General features: G+C 46.2%; 20 protein-coding genes. 2 read left to right on the plus strand and 18 right to left on the minus strand.

Annotated elements, in window-relative coordinates:
• Window positions 1-31 precede the first annotated feature (31 nt).
• From fabD to MHH49_RS27630, 6 genes are all read right to left on the minus strand, one after another.
• A complete protein-coding gene (fabD, locus tag MHH49_RS27605) occupies window positions 32-955 on the minus strand; it encodes an ACP S-malonyltransferase (RefSeq protein ID WP_036686490.1) in 924 nt (307 codons plus the stop codon).
• A gap of 21 nt (window positions 956-976) precedes the next feature.
• Window positions 977-1,966 carry a beta-ketoacyl-ACP synthase III gene (locus tag MHH49_RS27610; RefSeq protein ID WP_139329841.1) on the minus strand — a complete coding sequence of 330 codons (990 nt, stop codon included), beginning with the start codon at window positions 1,964-1,966 and terminating at the stop codon, window positions 977-979.
• Window positions 1,967-1,974: 8 nt separating this feature from the next.
• A complete protein-coding gene (plsX, locus tag MHH49_RS27615) occupies window positions 1,975-2,964 on the minus strand; it encodes a phosphate acyltransferase PlsX (RefSeq protein WP_038570599.1) in 990 nt (329 codons plus the stop codon).
• Window positions 2,948-3,544: a transcription factor FapR gene (gene fapR, locus MHH49_RS27620; protein WP_036686484.1), complete on the minus strand. Its 597-nt coding sequence runs from the start codon at window positions 3,542-3,544 to the stop codon at window positions 2,948-2,950. Before fapR ends, plsX begins: the two co-directional genes overlap by 17 nt.
• 357 nt (window positions 3,545-3,901) lie before the next feature.
• Complete coding sequence (gene rpmF / locus MHH49_RS27625) at window positions 3,902-4,075, minus strand: 50S ribosomal protein L32 (protein WP_019911234.1); 174 nt, start codon at window positions 4,073-4,075, stop codon at window positions 3,902-3,904.
• 69 nt (window positions 4,076-4,144) lie between these two features.
• Window positions 4,145-4,657, minus strand: a complete 513-nt coding sequence (locus tag MHH49_RS27630) for a YceD family protein (protein ID WP_036686482.1) — start codon at window positions 4,655-4,657, stop codon at window positions 4,145-4,147.
• A 209-nt stretch (window positions 4,658-4,866) separates the two neighbouring features.
• On the opposite strand from MHH49_RS27630, the gene MHH49_RS27635 reads away from it, so the two are divergent.
• Complete coding sequence (locus MHH49_RS27635; protein ID WP_341138686.1) at window positions 4,867-6,105, plus strand: nucleotidyltransferase; 1,239 nt, start codon at window positions 4,867-4,869, stop codon at window positions 6,103-6,105.
• On the opposite strand, the gene MHH49_RS27640 is transcribed toward MHH49_RS27635, so the two are convergent.
• Complete coding sequence (locus MHH49_RS27640) at window positions 6,095-7,132, minus strand: SepM family pheromone-processing serine protease (RefSeq protein ID WP_341138687.1); 1,038 nt, start codon at window positions 7,130-7,132, stop codon at window positions 6,095-6,097. The genes MHH49_RS27635 and MHH49_RS27640 overlap by 11 nt on opposite strands.
• A 152-nt stretch (window positions 7,133-7,284) precedes the next feature.
• On the opposite strand from MHH49_RS27640, the gene MHH49_RS27645 reads away from it, so the two are divergent.
• Window positions 7,285-8,511: a nucleoside recognition domain-containing protein gene (locus MHH49_RS27645; RefSeq protein ID WP_051491461.1), complete on the plus strand. Its 1,227-nt coding sequence runs from the start codon at window positions 7,285-7,287 to the stop codon at window positions 8,509-8,511.
• On the opposite strand, the gene coaD is transcribed toward MHH49_RS27645, so the two are convergent.
• The 11 genes from coaD to nirB form a co-directional block, all read right to left on the minus strand.
• Window positions 8,489-9,001, minus strand: coding sequence for a pantetheine-phosphate adenylyltransferase (coaD, locus tag MHH49_RS27650; RefSeq protein ID WP_036686476.1), 513 nt, complete (start codon window positions 8,999-9,001; stop codon window positions 8,489-8,491). The genes MHH49_RS27645 and coaD overlap by 23 nt on opposite strands.
• Window positions 8,985-9,593 (minus strand): 16S rRNA (guanine(966)-N(2))-methyltransferase RsmD, encoded by a 609-nt coding sequence (gene rsmD / locus MHH49_RS27655; RefSeq protein WP_036686473.1) that lies wholly within the window; start codon window positions 9,591-9,593, stop codon window positions 8,985-8,987. The genes coaD and rsmD overlap by 17 nt, the downstream gene beginning before the upstream one ends.
• A gap of 363 nt (window positions 9,594-9,956) precedes the next feature.
• A complete protein-coding gene (locus MHH49_RS27660) occupies window positions 9,957-10,913 on the minus strand; it encodes an alpha/beta hydrolase (protein ID WP_341138688.1) in 957 nt (318 codons plus the stop codon).
• Between the two features lie 227 nt (window positions 10,914-11,140).
• On the minus strand, window positions 11,141-11,245 hold the full coding sequence (locus tag MHH49_RS27665) for a sporulation protein YjcZ (RefSeq protein ID WP_080742482.1): 105 nt from the start codon (window positions 11,243-11,245) through the stop codon (window positions 11,141-11,143).
• 122 nt (window positions 11,246-11,367) lie between these two features.
• Window positions 11,368-11,790, minus strand: a complete 423-nt coding sequence (locus tag MHH49_RS27670; protein WP_036686469.1) for a hypothetical protein — start codon at window positions 11,788-11,790, stop codon at window positions 11,368-11,370.
• A 112-nt stretch (window positions 11,791-11,902) separates the two neighbouring features.
• Complete coding sequence (locus MHH49_RS27675; protein ID WP_076101776.1) at window positions 11,903-12,187, minus strand: holin; 285 nt, start codon at window positions 12,185-12,187, stop codon at window positions 11,903-11,905.
• Window positions 12,188-12,207: 20 nt separating this feature from the next.
• The gene (locus tag MHH49_RS27680) at window positions 12,208-13,017 is read right to left on the minus strand and encodes a glycoside hydrolase family 73 protein (RefSeq protein WP_341138689.1); all 810 of its coding nucleotides are present in this window, start codon (window positions 13,015-13,017) and stop codon (window positions 12,208-12,210) included.
• A 436-nt stretch (window positions 13,018-13,453) separates the two neighbouring features.
• Entirely contained in the window at window positions 13,454-14,221 is a 768-nt protein-coding gene (gene cobA, locus MHH49_RS27685) for a uroporphyrinogen-III C-methyltransferase (protein ID WP_076101773.1), read from the minus strand.
• Window positions 14,218-15,093 (minus strand): formate/nitrite transporter family protein, encoded by an 876-nt coding sequence (locus MHH49_RS27690; protein ID WP_076143994.1) that lies wholly within the window; start codon window positions 15,091-15,093, stop codon window positions 14,218-14,220. The genes cobA and MHH49_RS27690 overlap by 4 nt, the downstream gene beginning before the upstream one ends.
• Before the next feature lie 28 nt (window positions 15,094-15,121).
• Window positions 15,122-15,442 carry a nitrite reductase small subunit NirD gene (nirD, locus tag MHH49_RS27695; RefSeq protein WP_036686460.1) on the minus strand — a complete coding sequence of 107 codons (321 nt, stop codon included), beginning with the start codon at window positions 15,440-15,442 and terminating at the stop codon, window positions 15,122-15,124.
• Window positions 15,443-15,452: 10 nt separating this feature from the next.
• Entirely contained in the window at window positions 15,453-17,882 is a 2,430-nt protein-coding gene (gene nirB / locus MHH49_RS27700; protein ID WP_036686458.1) for a nitrite reductase large subunit NirB, read from the minus strand.
• Window positions 17,883-17,976 lie beyond the last annotated feature (94 nt).

Raw genomic sequence — 17,976 nt, forward strand, 5'->3', positions numbered from 1 at the left:
TTGCTATTGATAAACAATGTTTGAACGTATCTTACAAGACAGCTTGCACACTTTCTAGCGTGTTAATGTTGATTACTTTGACCGTTTTGTCTATTTTGCGGATCAGACCTGCCAGAACACTGCCAGAACCAATTTCCACAAAAGTATCCACACCATCAGCAATCAGCCATTCAATACTGTCTTGCCAGAGCACAGGGGAGTACACCTGGCGGACAAGCAGTTCACGGATTTCTTCAGGATCCGTTACAGGTGCTGCGGTAACATTGACAATAACAGGTACAGCCGGAGCATTAAAAGTAACACTCTTCAGCTCGTCTGCCAAGCGGTCTGCCGCAGCCTTCATCATCGAAGAGTGAAAAGGTCCACTTACTTCCAGCGGAATAGCCCGCTTTCCGCCTGCTTCCTTAACACGCTGCACAACACCGTTAACCCCGGCTTGTGAACCAGAAACAACAATCTGTCCCGGGCAGTTCACATTCGCCAGTTCTACCACGCCGCTCTCCTCGGATACGCTCCGGCATAATTCTGCCAGAGCATCCCGCTCCGCACCAAGCACTGCAGCCATAGCTCCCTGTCCACCTGGAACAGCTTCCTCCATAAAACGACCGCGTAAACGCACAAGTCTTACAGCATCTTCATAGGACAATACGCCTGCCGCAACCAGTGCGCTGTATTCTCCTAGGCTATGACCAGCTACATAATCCGGCTTCATCCCTTGATCACGTAATGCTTCCAGATAAGCCACACTTGCTGTTAGCAGAGCTGGTTGCGTATTTACGGTCTGTTTCAAATCACTGTCAGGTCCTTCAAAAATCAGCTGGCTCAGTGAAAATCCGAGGACCTCATCACCTTTTTCGAATACCGCGCGGCTGTGCGGAAGAGCTTCATATACATCTCTACCCATTCCAACTGCCTGTGCACCCTGACCGGGAAAGACAAATGCGATTTTACTCATAAGTAAGAACTCCTTCCTCTATTACCAGATCAATACGGACGCGCCCCAAGTCAAGCCACCGCCGAATCCAACCATCAGAACCGTGTCGCCTTCCTTCATGCGTCCTTCTTCCGCCGCTTCCACTAGAGCTAGAGGAATAGAAGCTGCTGATGTATTAGCATATTTATCAACATTGATTACACATTTCTCCGGTGGCAGGTCAAGCCGCTGCATAGCGGATTGAATGATACGAATATTCGCTTGATGCGGCACGAACAAATCAATATCTTCTTTACCTAATCCGGCTTTAGTTAGCACACGTTCTGTAGCTGAGCCCATAACACGAACGGCAAACTTAAACACTTCACGGCCATTCATATAAATGAAATGTTTCTTGTCTTCAACCGTCTGCTGAGATGCAGGCAAGCGCGAGCCCCCAGCTTCCAGCTTAAGCAAGTTTCCTCCAGAACCTTCAGCACCCAGATCGAAGGATTGGAAACCGCGTCCCTCTGGAACCTCACCGATGATTACTGCTCCTGCACCATCGCCAAACAGTACACAGGTGTTACGATCCGTATAATCAGTGATGCGGGATAAAGTGTCCGCACCAATTATGAGTGCATTATTGTACATTCCGTTCTGAATAAAGCCAACCGCAGTAGCTAGGCTGTATACAAAACCAGAGCAGGCTGCTGACAAGTCAAATGCCGCAGCACCTTTAGCTCCAAGTTTATCCTGCAAAATGCAGGCTGTGGAAGGAAAGGAGCTATCAGGGGTTACCGTTGCAATAATAATAAGATCCAGATCTTCAGCTTTCATGCCTGCAGAATCCAAAGCTTTAAGTGCAGCTTCATAGGCTAAATCAGAAGTTGCCTCATGTGGTGCAGCGATATGTCTTTCACGGATCCCTGTCCGACTGACGATCCATTCATCGTTAGTCTCCACTATTTTTTCTAGATCACTGTTTGTTAAAATTTTCTCAGGTACATATTTACCCGTACCGATAATCCCAACCGGCCGCAACTGTTTCATTTCGTCACTCACTTCCCGCTAATTTCCTTGGATATACTTGGCACAAGATCGGCTTGCAGAGCAATCCGCGCTTGTCTTACCGCATTTTTAACCGCATTTCCGTCTGAAGATCCGTGCCCCTTAACTACCAATCCGCTAAGACCAAGCAGCGGTGCACCACCATGCTCTTTGTAATCCATCTTGCCCTTCAGGGCTCTAAGCTCCGGCATCAGCATAGCCGCTCCAAGCTTAGTTTTCAGAGAACGACTGAATTGCTCCTTCAGCAAAGAGAACAATGCACCTGCTGTACCCTCAAGCGACTTCAATAGGATATTACCAGCAAATCCATCGCAGACAAGCACATCGCAGTTTCCTGTCAGTACGTCGCGTGCCTCAACATTACCGATAAAATGAATGCCTGGCAAGTTCTCCAGCAGTGGATAGGCTTCTTTGGTCAGCTCGTTGCCTTTTCCAGGCTCCGTTCCTACATTTAGAAGTCCAACCCGCGGCTTAGCAATACCGTGCACTTTATTCCGATAAATGCTGCCCATCAGCGCATATTGCACCAGATGTTCAGGTTTCGCATCCATGTTAGCACCAAGATCAAGCGCAAGCACGCCAACATCATCAAGTGTCGGAATCATAGGTGCCAGCGCAGGACGTTCAATCCCCTGCATACGGCCCACTACGAGTAACCCTGTAGTCATAAGCGCCCCTGTGTTACCTGATGAAATCATAGCATCTGCTTCGCCCTCACGCACCATACGTCCAGCTACAACCATGGATGAATCTTTTTTGCGGCGAACCGCCTTAACCGGCTCTTCATCAGAACCAATAACATCTCCTGCATGCCGCACACTAAGGTTGGACGGCTTGTCCTTCAGCAGCGGCTCTAGTCTGGCTTCGTCACCTACGAGCACAATCTGCGTATCTTTCCATTCCGCGGCCGCGGACAACGCCCCCTCGACATTACATTCAGGAGCGTTGTCCCCGCCCATGGCATCAATGGCGATCAGCACTACGGTTACCCCCTTCACTATACTCTTCATTAGCGGAACGATACACTATAAAGTGGCCTTGAAATACCAATTCTTCTCCGACATAGGTGAATACGTCCACCTCTGCTTTGCCGCCTCTGCCTGCAAGTGACCGCACTTGAGCTTTAGCAATGCACTTCTCACCAAGCAGAACCATACGAACAAAGCGTATGTCGGCTGAAGCAGTCAAGGCAATTTCATCGTTAATCACAGCAACCGCAAGCGAGTTGGCTTGAGCAAACACGTAGTGGCCACGGGCGATCCCATTTCTGGAAAAGACATGATCCTCACGAATTTCAAAGATCGAAATCCCGCTCTTATCGAGCTGTAAATCCACAATATCTCCGATCACTTCATCCGCAGGCAAAGAGCGCACCTGATCATAGGAATGCTCTGCCATTTGTTTCATTCTTTCACGCAGTTCTGGTATTCCCAGCTCCATCCGGTCTAACCGAATCGTCTGAATGCTCACCTTCAGCTGACGAGTCAACTCCCGATCAGTCACAAAAGGATTGCCTGCAATTATATGTAGCAGCTGTTGCTGACGTTCTTTCTTGGACATCCGCTCGATAGCGGCTCACCTCCTGGCACATGCCAAGCGTAAACGCCTTCGGCGTCCTAATAAGGACGGTAAGCGTTTAAGCGAGAAATATAAGACATAAAGTATAGGTGCATAACTTATACTTCCTTATATTTTAAAGAAAGCATCCGGCCTCTTGAATGGCCGCTGTTATATTAGGTCAAACAATCATAAATATTATTTAGAACCAGGTACTAATATGTAGTATAAAGCATGCCGCACCAAAAATAAAGCATTGACTTCTGAGCGGAACATAAAGTACAGGTGCAAACCCTATCTTTATTATATTTAAGCAAAAAAATAGTACCTCACCGAAGTGAAGTACTACTTATTCTGAAACTATTGTTTGATGATTTCTCTTGCTTTGTAAGTTCCGCAAACTTTGCATACGTGGTGAGCTAGTTTCAACTCTCCGCATTGTTCACATTTCACCATGCCCGGCACAACCAACTTAAAGTGGGTGCGACGTTTGTCACGGCGTGTTTTAGACGTTCTACGTTGTGGTACTGCCATGTGTTCCACCTCCTCGTGATATTTCTGTCAGCCTGCTCCTCAGAGCAGGATGTGTTTTGTTGTAATGTTTCATTTGAAAAAGTCTTTCAACCCAGCGAGTCGAGGATCGATCACTGTGTTGTCGCAACTGCAGGTGCCTTCGTTCAAGTTCTGTCCGCATTTCTGACAAAGACCAAGACAGTCTGCCTTGCACAATACCGAATCCGGTAAGTGCAGTACGAAATTTTCTTCCACATACGGGATAAGATCCACAACCTCATCCTTGACGTAAATGAGATCCTCATCTTCGTCATCATCTGGAAGAACTGGCTGCTTAAGCCACTTGAAAGTCTCAGCAAAAGGAATGTTCAAATCACTTTTGACCTCCGTGAGACAACGTGAACATAACATGTCCACATCTCCACTCAGTTTCCCCACCACGTTCACACAATCGGTTCCCGCGGGCAGCGCTTTAAGGTCTACTGAGAGCGGAGCAACAGTTAGAATATCCTTGCGCCCTTTGACTACCTCGCTGACATCCACAACATCGTGAATATGTAACGGTTCGTCGGCATTCGCTAATTTGCGAAAGTGAATCTGCATACTTATCACTCCCAAACAAACAAAATTTATTATACCTAGTATTCTATACCTTTGTCAACCATTTTCCCTTTATATTGTTTCAGAAAATGCGGTGAATTATGATATAACTATTAGTGTAAATCAAAAGATCAGCTTGTGCTAACAGTATCTCTAGAAATCTACCCTACTAAACTCAATAAATATACCTTACTTATCGGAGGGAAGCCACAGTGACAACGGTTGGAATCATCGCAGAATACAATCCCTTACATAACGGACACGTGCATCACTTCACGGAAGCCAAAAGACTCTCCGGCGCAGAGCGCACCATCGTCGTCATGAGTGGTCCCTTTACCCAGCGCGGCGAGCCGGCGGCGGTTAGCAAGCAGGCCCGGACAGAGATGGCGCTGCATATGGGCGCCGACCTCGTCATTGAGCTGCCGGTGGCCTATGCCGTCCAGCCAGCCGAGTGGTTCGCGTTCGGAGCAGTTGCACTGCTGGAAGCGACCGGGGTCGTGGACAGCTTGTGCTTCGGCTCCGAAGCCGGCACTTTGGGCTCGCTGCTCCCGCTGGCCAGATATCTGGCTGAGGAAAGTAGCGAGCTTCAGAGCGAGATCCGCCGCCGCATGGCGCTCGGAGCAAGCTTTCCCGCCGCCTACAGCGCAGCGGCGGCGGTGGCCTTTGAAGGGACTCTCCCGGAAACGGAGAGTCCCGGAGATGCAGGCGAGCTGCTACGCCAGCCGAATAACAGCCTTGGCCTGCATTATCTTATCGCCTTGCAGCGGCTGCACAGCAAGATAATGCCACTAACCGTTCCGCGCACGGCAGCAGGCTTCCATGATCCATTACAAGCCGACTCTTCTATTGCAAGTGCGACGGCCATCCGCAAGCTGCTGCAAGAAGGTGGCTCTCCTGCTGCTTATATGCCGGATTATAGCGTGTCCATTTTGGAAAGAGAGCATGCAGCCGGAAGGGGTCCTCTGAGCTTAGAGAGCTTCAATATCCCTCTCCGCCATCTGCTGTCTACCCATACCGTTGCCGAGTTACAAGCAATCCACGATATGAATGAAGGCTTGGAAAACCGGATACTGCGGCTTTTACCTGAGTTGGAGCAATTCTCTGTTTCAGGCCTGCTTCACACCCTTAAGAGTAAGCGCTACACGCATACACGGCTCCAACGGCTGCTGCTACATGTTCTGTTAAATCATTCTAAAAAAGAACTGACCCCTTCCATACTAGCAGAGGGGCCCGGATATATTCGCATTCTTGGTTTTAGAGAAAGCGGACGAGCACTGCTTAAAGAGATGAAACAAAAAGCTACGTTGCCCATCGTCATGCGCCCGTCCCTTTGTTCCCATCCGCAGCTTGAGCGAGATCTTCAAGCCGCTTCCGCTTTCGCGGGAGCTTTTAAGGAACCCCGCAGAATTGATATGTACCGCGATTATTTGGAACCTCCGGTCATGGTTTGACCGGCAGTTCCTCCATATACTTCAGCGCCTCATCCAGCGTAGATACAGGCACCAGCTTCATAGATGTGCCGATTTTATCAGCTTTTGCTTTGGCTTCGTCATAATTCTTAACAGGCACGAAAAAAATCTCCGCCCCTTCTCGGTCCGCAGCCACGATCTTGTGTTTCACTCCACCGATAGCACCTACCACACCCTCAGCGTTAATCGTACCCGTCCCTGCAACCCTATGGCCTTTAGTTAAATCACCAGAAGTAAGGCGATTGTAAATTTCCATAGTGAACATTAGCCCTGCCGAAGGTCCGCCAACATTTGTATCTACAAAACTGACAGCTTTCCCTGCTTCTTTTGGTTTTACTTTTTGAACGGCGGCAATAGTGACTCCAAAACCAGGTCGAACGGCCGCGCTCTCTTTATCCTTTATTTCAACCAGCGTCACTCGTTCTTTAACTTCCTTGCCATTTCTTTGCAAAACAACAGCGACTTGATCTCCGATTTTTTTAGTGGAGAGCAGTTTAGACAGTGCTTCAGGATCGGGCACTTTTTGTCCTTCTACGCTAATGATTTTATCACCCGGCAGAAATTGTCCCTTATTACTTTCTACAGGAACCGAAAAGACGTAGAGATAATCCACTACATCCTCATATGGAATTCCCGCTGCATGATAAGCGGCCTGAACAGAATAAGACTGTGAGCTATTCATGTAAAAAACCTGCTCCGCAGCATATTCGTCTTCTGACTTATCCCCTAGCCGGGTTTCTTTTCGCACAACCTCTGAATTGGAATTAAAAGCAGAGGCGACCAATAAGGCCACATTAGCATAACTAGCAGACACCGTAGTCATCATAAACGTTCCTTCTTCAGCCGGATCGGCATTCTCCACCTTAATCATAGGGGCAACTTCAGATGCACTGCCTGGCTGATATACGATGTACGGGGTGTTCATAAAGACAAATACATACACGATAACTACAAACGTAAACAGATAAGCTGTGGCGCGGAAACCCGGCCGATGCTTCAGTTGCTTCACTGCTCTTCCCTTCTTTCCCGCGGCACATTTAGGATATGAATGATTGAACTTCATTACCGCTTCGACTAGTGGTTTGGCATGATGGTTGTCTACTCTGCATAAATTGATAACACATCGTCCATGCCTTAAGTTATGAAGAGGTGATCTGAGAAATGAAAAATATTCAAATACGCCGACTAGCTACACGCTCCACACCATTTATACCCGGGATTATGGCAATCCTGATAGCCATTGCAATTATTATCTCACCGGAGAGCTCCTTTGAGGCTTCACTCCAAGGATTGAAGCTTTGGTGGACACTCGTATTCCCTGCCCTGCTCCCCTTCCTGATGCTGTCAGAGATGCTTACCGCTTCGGGTTTCGTGCATGGTTTTGGAGTGCTTCTGGAGCCATTGATGAAAAAGGTCTTTCGTCTGCCCGGTGCCAGCGGCTGGACCTTGGCACTCGGAATCACAGCCGGATTCCCCGGTGGAGCTGGAGGGGTCATGCAGCTACACAAGCAGAACAGCATCTCTGACAAGGAAGCCGCTCGACTTGCAGCACTTACACACTTCGCCAGCCCAGTAACCATGCTTATAGTAATTGGCATAGCTTTTCTACACAGTAATTCAGCAGGTTATTTCCTGCTGGCCATCCATTGGATCTCTGGACTTCTAGCCAGCTATACCGATGCTCTGTTAAAGGGACGGTCAGCGAACACGAAACCAGTTGATAAGATTTCTGCGGACACCAAACGTCCTTCTTTATATAGTCGTGTTCAGCTTGCAGCAACAGATGCCAGAGCAAAAGACGGTCGCAGCTTCGGCAAGCTTCTCGGTGAGTCCGTAGCTAATGCCGTGCAAAGTCTGATGGTCGTGGGCGGTTACATGATTATGTTCGCTGTAGTCATCAATATCATCACTACTGTACTTCCCGCATTGCCAGCTGCTCTGCCAGCAAGCCTACTGGAAATTCATTTAGGCGCCGACGCAATCAGCAAAGGGCTGGAAAGCATTGGAACAGGTCCCTCTAGTATGCTCGGGATAGCTTTGCTGTCTGCTGCACTGGGCTGGAGCGGACTATGTGCACAACTACAGGTGCTGACCATGCTCAAACAAGCCAGAGTCAGATTTCTACCCTACGCTACGGTTCGTCTGATGCATGGACTTTATGCTTTTCTGTTAACTTTATTGCTCTGGAAACCATTGCTGGCTATCCGTAAAGCTGCTTTACCAGCACTTGCAGACTCACGCCCGACTCCAACCGGCACCATGAATGTTACGGACATATGGAGCTCTTTTCCACAGCTGCTAAGTCTGCAAGCACTTCTGCTCATCATACTGTTGGGATTATCTGCTGGAACTTATCTGGTAAGTACTATTCGCCATCGACTCGGTTAAATTTACGCTTCATCGCTTGTTCAACCTCAGGCGTCACAAAATCAGTCACATTCCCGCCGAAATGGGCGATCTCTTTAACAACACTGGAACTTAAGTAGGAATATTTCGGATTAGTCATCATAAAAATCGTTTCCGCATCGGGATCCAGGCTATGGTTGATCGATGCGTTTTGCAGCTCATATTCAAAGTCAGTAACGGTACGGATACCCCGAACTATGACCTGAGCATCTTTTTGACGAACATAATTCACTAACAGATCACGGAAGCTGTCAATTTCCACATTGGGAATATCAGCGGTCGCCTGTCTTAATAGCTCTGTCCGTTCATCTACAGTAAACAGCGGGTTTTTACTCAAATTATTAAGCACCGTTACAATCAAACGGTCGAATTGCTTGGATGCGCGCCGAATAATATCCATATGTCCCATAGTCACGGGATCAAAGGTACCTGGATAAATGGCAACACGTTCTTTTCTAATTTGCTGACTCATTCTCTACCTCCTCACCAGCTTCACTTTCCTCTGTAGGATTAGCTTCATACTGGTAAATAGAAATTGTCGTTTCTCCGTATACGGCCTGACGCAGCCTATAAAATCCTGGAATATCTTCAGGATAGGCATAACTTGATTCATGCTCCAGAACAATAATCGCGTCCTCTTGCAGCATTCCTTTTTCGACCATCATAAGCATAAGTTCATCCCCGTGCTTCAAGCGATAGGGAGGGTCCAAAAAGACCAAATCAAAAACTTTTCCCCGCTTCTCCAGCGCACCTAGCGCCCTTCCAGCTTCATTACGGTAGACCTGCGCTTGTTCTTCCAGCTTGGTAGCCTTCAGATTGGCGCGGATCGTGTCGATACTTTTAGGATCCATATCAACAAATACACCGCTTTCCATCCCTCTGCTTAAGGCTTCGATCCCCAAACCACCAGTACCGGCGAACAAATCCAGCACCGCTCCACCTTCGAAATATGGGCCTACCATGCTAAATACAGCTTCCTTCACCTTATCGGTCGTAGGCCTTGTCCCACTTCCTGGAACACTCTTCAGCGGCCTTCCTTTTGCACTTCCCGATACCACTCTCACTGTTATTCACCCGCTCTATATCTCTGTTTGTTATGCCCAAAAGGGCATAAGTCCACGCCTATCGTAACACATTTGCGCGATGAAATAAAAAATTTGTCTAGATATGAAATAAGAAGGCGAAACAGCTTATTCAGAGAAATAAGTCATCTTAATGTATAAGATTGGACTTCCAGGGACATCATGTAATTATCGACACCACAAATGTCGTAGACAACCGCGGAGCAGGCTTACGTTTCCCCATAAGCTCTTCGTCCGGTTTCTCCTCTCCCATGAAAGGGGCCCTAGAGATAGGGCCCCGAATTTATGTTTAACGGTTTTATAAACACAAAAAGACTACCCTTTCGGCAGCCTTTTCAGCAGCAACTATTTCACAAATCTTCCGATAAACTCAGTAACTACGCTCTCATACTTAACCGGGTCCATGCGGAAAGCTTCTCCGTGGCCCGCATTAGGAACGATGTAAAGCTCCTTCTCGACCGGACTATTCTCATATACCGTATGAACCATTTCCGTAGGAACAAAAGTATCATTATCGCCATGAATAAACAGGGTTGGCGTTTTAGATTTCTTCACCTGTTCTAAAGCCGAGGCTTCACCAAAGGAATAACCCGCCCGAATCTTTGTTAGCATACTGGTCGTATCTACAATTGGAAAGGCGGGGAGATGGTATATTCTTTTTAATTGAAAGGTAAGCTCGTCCTTCACTGAGGTATAACCGCAATCTTCCACAATTGCTTTAACATTAGCTGGTAAATCCTCTCCGCTTGTCATCATAACGGTAGCTCCCCCCATGGAAACACCGTGCAGGATGATCTGTGTATCCTCACCATTTGCTTTTAGGGCACTCTGAATCCACTTCAGGTAATCCTTACGTTCAGGCCATCCAAATCCGATATAGTCACCGCCACTTTCACCATGTCCTCTGGCATCCGGCAGCAAAATATTATATCCAAGTCTCTCATAATACATTCTGGCATATCCACTCATTTGAGTTGCATTTCCAGCATACCCATGAGCAACAATCACTGTCTTATCGGAATGTTCAGGGGCAGCTAAATAGTACGCTTTAAGCTGTATTCCGTCATCAGAATCTATCTCCCATCTATCAAAGCTCTGGGTATCCCACCACTCTTGGTCTGCCTTCGAGGTATCTTTAGATTGTTCTACCTCTGGACTGGACTGCAGGTCAGGGCTTTCATTTAAGAAATCCTTTGAAGCACGTGCAATAGCAACATGATAGAAATAAAAACTTCCCACAGTCACAACAATGATTATAAGTACAATAACAGAAGAAATTCCGATCATCATTTTTTTCTTCAAACTAGCTCTCTCCTAAATAAAATTTAACAGTATTAATCTATGTTATCAGACTAAGATACCATGTATATTTGAATATTCAAAATCACAGTATTGTAAACTCATGTTATTCACTACGTGATTAGTATTCTTTTAATTTATTAATTTATATTGCTTTAATGGACACAACATTTACAAAAAAAGCCCCAAGTCGGCAAAATGCCAACATGGAGCCCTGCTATTTTAGAAATTTAGAACATACATGCACTTGTAATAATTACTAATAAGATGAACAATACTAAGATTGCGCCTGTAGAAGTAAAAGCGCCACCAACCTGACCATATTCAGCACCCATGAGAAGACCTCCTCCGTATTTAGAATACAATATATAATATGTATTTATCCCCCTAGAAGATTGGGCGTACGGTTAAAAAAAAGACCTCCACTGGGCTACCAGCGAGGTTATGAGCTCAACATCTAATCAGAAACTAAAATACCATCAAAGCTTTCCGGACCCACACGTACTGTACCGAGAAGATTAGAAGATACAAATGCTGTATAAGTGAGCTGAGGTGTAATGGCTGGTAAGAAATCCGCTGCTGAAAAGGTTATTACTTGCGGAGCCAGAAGACTAAGAGAAAAAGTAGAAGTAGCAGAATACACTTTTGGATCAGTAGCCAAGGTTCCTCTTACAATCGTAATTGTGATGCCTACTAAAGCTAACGGAAGCGTTACAGATATCGTTCCTTTAAGAAGAACGCGTGGATTGGTAGTCACTCCAGCCGTTAACAACCCAATCTGTCCAAAGAGCTGCGGCGTGTTAAGTACCGTAATAGGAATAGATATAGAGTTGGCGAGGCTGGCATTTTGAGATGTTCTTGCATCAAGGTAAGTTCCCATCGTTGCACCCCCTTTATATATTGGCATACCATAATATATTAGTGTTCTCGATAGAATGCATAGCCACATTACCAGTGTAAAACGATTGTTTTATAAAACTCATAGGCAAAATCTATTTATCATCTTTTTTCGTCCCATCCCTTTTATTAAACGCCAGTTCAAACAACCCGGTCGCTGATAGTCCCGCAAGCCCCCCCGCCCAGAGTCGCAGAATCAGATTCATATCAGTGAACGGATAGGCAACTGCTCCAACCAGCAAGCCAATAGCCAACCCCACAACTGGCACAATGTTCCGCGGAAGTTCAATGCTATTCTTCACAAGTTGTACTAGTGCCATTACAAAAACTGCTAGGACTGAAGCAAAGGCAAGCACACTGTTGAGAGCATCATTATACATGTTTTTTAATCCTCCTTATTTCATTTTTTACTTTCTGTTACAAGTAAACCTGCACGGTTCAGCACCGTTAATATGCGATAGAAATCGTAACTGCCACCCGATGGAGTATCGAGAAGTCCTGCCGCAGTCGCTGTTTTCACAGCCGCCTCAGCCCATGCAGGGACATTCATGACTGCTCGATTTTCAATTAATGCCACCCGATCTGTAAGCTTAGTGATCGACTGCCCCTGTTCTTGCACACCTGTTTTCAGCGTATCCCTGCTAGCTGTAAGAACTGCAATAAGGGCACGCAGTTCCTTTACTTCCGATTCTAGACTAACAAGCTTTTGCTTATCCTCTGCGGACATCTCATCATCTCCTCCCATGGATTTGTCATCATATTTATACAGATTATAGGTATTCATAATTTGAATCAGCTTAGCTGCATAGTTCGGATCAGTAGCGTAGCCAGCTGCGGCAATCTCTTGTGCGGCCGCCTTGCCACTCGCACCGAGAACCTTGCTGTAAAGGTTGCGATTCCATGAGACTCCATTCACAATCAATTCGGAGTGATCCGCGATAGATTCTCCCCAGTTGTTGTAGGCTCGAAAAGGGGCATTAACTTTAACAGCTTTACCGTTAATATATTCAGTAGTTTGTACAGTAATGCTGCCAGCAGGTCCACTTCCTTTGATCCCAAACAAATTATTCGCTTTCACAGTCAATCCACTGCTGCCCCAGCCTGACTCCAGAGCCGCTTGAGCAATGGTTAACGAAGCGGGAACCTTAGTGAGCTGCATGTCCTTTACAGCAAAATTTGCAATCTTCGCTATAAACTCGCCTTCTGTCATCTCATCACATCCTCTCCATTTATTAAATGCGAGGCATCATAAAATGACTGTGCTTATCCCCTACTAACATTGTGTTTTTACTAGATTCGTTTCCGCTATAGGACTCAGCTGACCTTATACGCAGCATTAGCTCACATTTGGAATGTTAACGGACTCCATAGCCGCAATTGCCACCAAAATCACCCAATATCAAGCTCTTCATATGGAATAGTGTCACTGGGGTCCGAAACCATGCTCAATGGTTAAAAACATGCTAATAACGTCATCCGGGTCCTTAAGCTTAAGCAGACTGAATATGACTCGGCGGTGTAAAAGCAGCCAAACAACGCTCTGAAAAAGGAGCAGCGGTTCTCCTATTATTGGAGAACCGCTGCTCCTTTATCTTTTCATGACATCGACATCTGCTATCCACTGTGATCAAGCACTTTTCCCGTGTTTAGCTAATTTCCGATCTCACTAATCCTTGTAAATGTATCAGCTGCTCTCTCACCTTCACAACTTCCCCTACTATAATAAGAGCAGGATTTTTAATCTTTGTGGCCACTGCCAGCTTATCGATATTCTCCAGCGTGCCTGTCACTGTTCGTTGGCAAGCAAATGTACCATTCTCAATCAACGCAATCGGTGTTTGGGCATCTTTTCCATGTATTAAGAGTTGTTCACGAATATGGCTTAATTGACTAACTCCCATATAAATAACAAGAGTATCTACACTATGTGCTAACCGGTTCCATTGTATAGGGGCAACATGCTCAGGGCAGCGACTACCCGTGACGACGGCAAAAGACGCTGCAATACCACGATGTGTCAGGGGAATTCCAGCGGAAGCGGCTATACCGATTGCGGAAGTTATACCCGGAATGACTTCATAAGGAATACCAGCTTGCACGACAGCCAGTGCTTCTTCCCCGCCTCTGCCGAATACGAAGGGGTCTCCACCCTTGAGTCGGACCACTCTATGGCCTTCGCTAGCATATTGAATGAGCAGCCCGTTAATTTTCTCCTGTGACATTGAATGCTGGCCTGGAGATTTACCACAATAGATTACTACTACTCCGGCTTTGGCATAGTTAAGCAATTCTTCATTTACCAAGCGATCATATAAAATAACGTCTGCTTCTTGGATTCGCCGCATTGCTTTTATCGTTATAAGTTCTGGATCTCCCGGTCCCGCTCCAACTATAGCTACGCATCCCGGCTTCATATCGTTTTCTCCAACACAACCTGTTCCAGCACAACAGAATCTCCGCGACCCGTCGATACATCAGATGCAGGAGTTAAGCGACTGCCCTTGAAATTTTTTTGAGAGAGATAGAATAGAATTCCAGTAAACAGAACACCTCCAATAAAATTTCCAAGGAGAACAGGAATGCCGTTCCATAACCACCAGTCACCAAAGCTAACACTCGCTCCCAGCATCATCCCTGCAGGGATCACGAACATATTTACGACGGTGTGCTCAAACCCCTGTCCAAAAAATGTTAGGATTGGCAGCCACATGGCAATGATTTTACCGGAGGTAGAGCTCGAAGTCATAGCCATAACAGCCCCTAAGGTAACCATCCAGTTACAGAGCATGGCTTTAATAATAACTAACAGCATTCCGTCTCCACCCATATTTTTATAGGCAATGGTCTTGGCCTCACTTGTATTAATGAGGGTTTGAATCATTGGATGACTCATATCTGTGCCCATTTTTGTAATCGTAAGGCCATAAAGAACAGCGTATACCGCACAACCGAGCAGATGTCCGAATATAACCCATAAATAGTTGTTCAACATCCGCTTCGTTGTTGTCTTCTTTTCCAGAACCGCCAGAGGGATCAGCGCAAAACTGCCTGTCACTAGCTCTAGACCAAGTAGAATAATCATTACGAACCCTACCGGAAAAATAATAGCTCCTACCATAGGAATCCCGGTCTGCGCCGCAGCTGTAAATGCAAGTGTAGTAGCACAAGCCAGAATCGCTCCACCCAGACTGCCTCTCACCAATAACTGCAGGATAGATAACTCTGCTTTGTTCTTGCCGCTTTCAATCATAGCGTTCAGCACTTCACGTGGTTTGATATAATCCATGATTAATCCCCCTTCAACGGTCTTTTCTTTAAATGGTTACATAGATCGAACCACTATTAGGATCAATTTCTACATCAAATGTAACAACACAGCCTTTATCTGGCTCCATAGCAACTCCACTATGCAGGTCAATCTTCCAGTCGTGCAGAGGACAGTGAACCTTCGTACCACATACCATCCCTTCGGATAATGCGCCACCTTTATGAGGACATTTATTCTCTACCGCAAGAACCTCACCATCTGAAAGTCGAAATAACGCGATCTCCATGTCATTGACCCTAAAAGTTCGTGAACCCCTTGTATCAATATCAGTTACTTTACCAACGAGCATTTTGGTTATAGTCATCATTAGCCCCCCTTTAAACACTCTCTATTTGTGCAATAGCTTCGAAATTCTTACGTAGTTCTGGCTCATTCACAATTTGTTTCCAAGGATCAGTAGTGAGCCCCAGCACTGTCTCAATTCGTTCTTTGAGCGCCAAGCGCTCCTCCTGACTTTCAAGAGCTTTCTTTATATTGTCTACCCCTACTCGTTCAACCCAGTGTGCAGTTCTCTCATTCCAGCCGGCCTGCTCACGGTAATATTGTAAGAACGCACTTGCCCATTCGACTACCTCTTCTTCAGTCTTCACCACACATAGAAGATCCGTGGCCCGCACATGTACCCCTCCATTCCCACCAATATGCAGTTCCCATCCACCATCTATCGCCACAACACCAAAATCTTTAATCGTCGCTTCCGCACAATTACGAGGACATCCGGAAACCGCAAGTTTCACTTTACCCGGCGCATTCAGGCGTTCGAATTGTTTTTCCAGTGTAATCCCCATACTGATCGCATCCTGAGTGCCAAATCGGCAGAAGGTAGACCCCACACAGGTCTTCACTGTACGTAACGTTTTGCCATAAGCATGCCCGGAAGGCATATCCAGCTCCTCCCACATCTTAGGCAAGTCTTCCTTCTTAACGCCAAGCAAATCTAGTCTTTGTCCTCCAGTAAACTTCACCATAGGAACAGCAAATTTCTCGGCAACCTCTGCAATCTTCTTCAATTCTGCAGGTGAAGTTACCCCCCCATAGATTCGCGGAACCACAGAGTAAGTCCCGTCCTTCTGAATGTTGGCGTGATATCGCTCGTTTGTATAACGAGACTCTTTCTCGTCTATATATTCCTCAGGCCACAACATGCCCAGATAATAGTTCAGCGACGGGCGGCATTTCGCACAACCTTCCTCCTGACTCCACTCCAGAACATTCATCACTTCTTTAACTGTCATTAGCTTCATTCTTTTTATCTCAGAAACAATTTCATCACGGTTCAGCGTTGTACAGCCACATATTCCTTCTTTAACTACGGTGACCGCATCACCTGCATAGAGTTGCAATAACCCTTCTACAAGTGGTTTACAGCCCCCACAGGAAGCGGATGCTTTGGTGCACGCCTTAATTTGCCCTACACTGGTACAGCCTCCAGACTCAATCGCTTCAGCAATAGTCCCCTTCGAAACACCATTACATCCACAAATGATTTCATCTTCCGGCATAACTTCCAACCGATTCCCTTGCGTCGATGAGAACACATCCGCTGAGATTCCTAATAACAGTTCCTTTTCTCTTCCACTAATATTTTCTTTATTCTTAATTATCGAGAACAAGTGAGCACCGTCGCTGGTATCACCAAATAGTACTGCCCCGATTAACATGTCATCTTGTATAACTAGCTTTTTGTAGACTCCTTCTATTTCATCCTGATATCGCAGCGCCCTGGACCCGTCCGGCTCGGTGAATTGTCCTGCTGAGAATACATCAACACCAGATACTTTCAGCTTGGTAGAAGTTACAGAACCCATGTATCCTTCAACCTTAACTCCAGCCAGCCTTTTTGCTAATACGGCACCTTGTTCATATAAAGGAGCTACCAGACCATAAGCGATTCCTCGGTGCTCGGCACATTCCCCCAGAGCAAAGATACCGGGGATATTCGTCTCCATATAATCATTTACGATAATTCCGCGGTTGATCTGCACACCACTTTTCTTTGCCAATTCAACATTTGGTTTAATCCCAACTGCCATGACAATAAGATCCGCATCGGCTGTGCTACCATCTGTGAATAGTAAACCTCTTACTCTCTTCTTACCTAAAATCGCCTCGGACTGCTTATGGAGCAGAAATCTCATTCCTTGAGCCTCCAGCTCTCTTCTGAGCATTACTGATGCAGCTTCGTCCAGCTGGCGCTCCATAATATAATCGTGGATATGCACTACAGTGACTTCCATTCCCAGATGTAACAGACCTCTAGCCGCTTCCAGCCCTAGCAGGCCTGCACCGATGACAATCGCCTTTTTATAAGATCCTGCAGTCTCCTGCATGATCTGGCAATCCTTAATATCACGAAAAGCAATGACCCCTTCTTTATCCGCACCCGGTATCGGCAACATAAAGGGATTCGATCCTGTAGCTAGGATTAACTCATCGTATTCGGCAGTGATCCCCTTATCGGAATATACCTTTCGACTCTCACTGTCTATTGAAGTCACCGTATGTCCCATATACAACTTAATACCTTGGCTGTGATACCACTCCAGATCATTGATGATGATCTCACTCATATTCGCTCCACCAGCAAGAACGGAAGATAACATGATCCGGTTATAGTTAGGATAAGGTTCCGAGCCAAAGATGGTAATCTCATACCCCTCAGGATTTAATTTGAGCAAATGTTCAATCGTACGAACCCCCGCCATTCCATTGCCGACTAACACCAGTTTCTTGCGCGCAGCTATCATCTATATCTCTCCTCTCCGTTTGGAAAACCCAAAAAGCCCGCTCCACTCCACACGGAAACTTACATTTCCATTGCGATAAGTGAAAGCAGGCGCC

This window comes from Paenibacillus sp. FSL F4-0122 (assembly GCF_038002845.1).
Lineage (GTDB): Bacteria > Bacillota > Bacilli > Paenibacillales > Paenibacillaceae > Paenibacillus_AQ > Paenibacillus_AQ odorifer.

Coding starts and splice junctions, on each gene's coding strand:
- fabD (WP_036686490.1), bottom strand. CDS start 955: ATGAGTAAAATCGCATTTGTCTTTCCCGGTCAGGGTGCACAGGCAGTT.
- MHH49_RS27610 (WP_139329841.1), bottom strand. CDS start 1,966: ATGAAACAGTTGCGGCCGGTTGGGATTATCGGTACGGGTAAATATGTA.
- fapR (WP_036686484.1), bottom strand. CDS start 3,544: ATGTCCAAGAAAGAACGTCAGCAACAGCTGCTACATATAATTGCAGGC.
- rpmF (WP_019911234.1), bottom strand. CDS start 4,075: ATGGCAGTACCACAACGTAGAACGTCTAAAACACGCCGTGACAAACGT.
- MHH49_RS27630 (WP_036686482.1), bottom strand. CDS start 4,657: ATGCAGATTCACTTTCGCAAATTAGCGAATGCCGACGAACCGTTACAT.
- MHH49_RS27645 (WP_051491461.1), top strand. CDS start 7,285: ATGAAAAATATTCAAATACGCCGACTAGCTACACGCTCCACACCATTT.
- coaD (WP_036686476.1), bottom strand. CDS start 9,001: ATGAGTCAGCAAATTAGAAAAGAACGTGTTGCCATTTATCCAGGTACC.
- MHH49_RS27665 (WP_080742482.1), bottom strand. CDS start 11,245: ATGGGTGCTGAATATGGTCAGGTTGGTGGCGCTTTTACTTCTACAGGC.
- MHH49_RS27670 (WP_036686469.1), bottom strand. CDS start 11,790: ATGGGAACTTACCTTGATGCAAGAACATCTCAAAATGCCAGCCTCGCC.
- MHH49_RS27675 (WP_076101776.1), bottom strand. CDS start 12,187: ATGTATAATGATGCTCTCAACAGTGTGCTTGCCTTTGCTTCAGTCCTA.
- MHH49_RS27680 (WP_341138689.1), bottom strand. CDS start 13,017: ATGACAGAAGGCGAGTTTATAGCGAAGATTGCAAATTTTGCTGTAAAG.
- cobA (WP_076101773.1), bottom strand. CDS start 14,221: ATGAAGCCGGGATGCGTAGCTATAGTTGGAGCGGGACCGGGAGATCCA.
- MHH49_RS27690 (WP_076143994.1), bottom strand. CDS start 15,093: ATGGATTATATCAAACCACGTGAAGTGCTGAACGCTATGATTGAAAGC.
- nirD (WP_036686460.1), bottom strand. CDS start 15,442: ATGATGACTATAACCAAAATGCTCGTTGGTAAAGTAACTGATATTGAT.
- nirB (WP_036686458.1), bottom strand. CDS start 17,882: ATGATAGCTGCGCGCAAGAAACTGGTGTTAGTCGGCAATGGAATGGCG.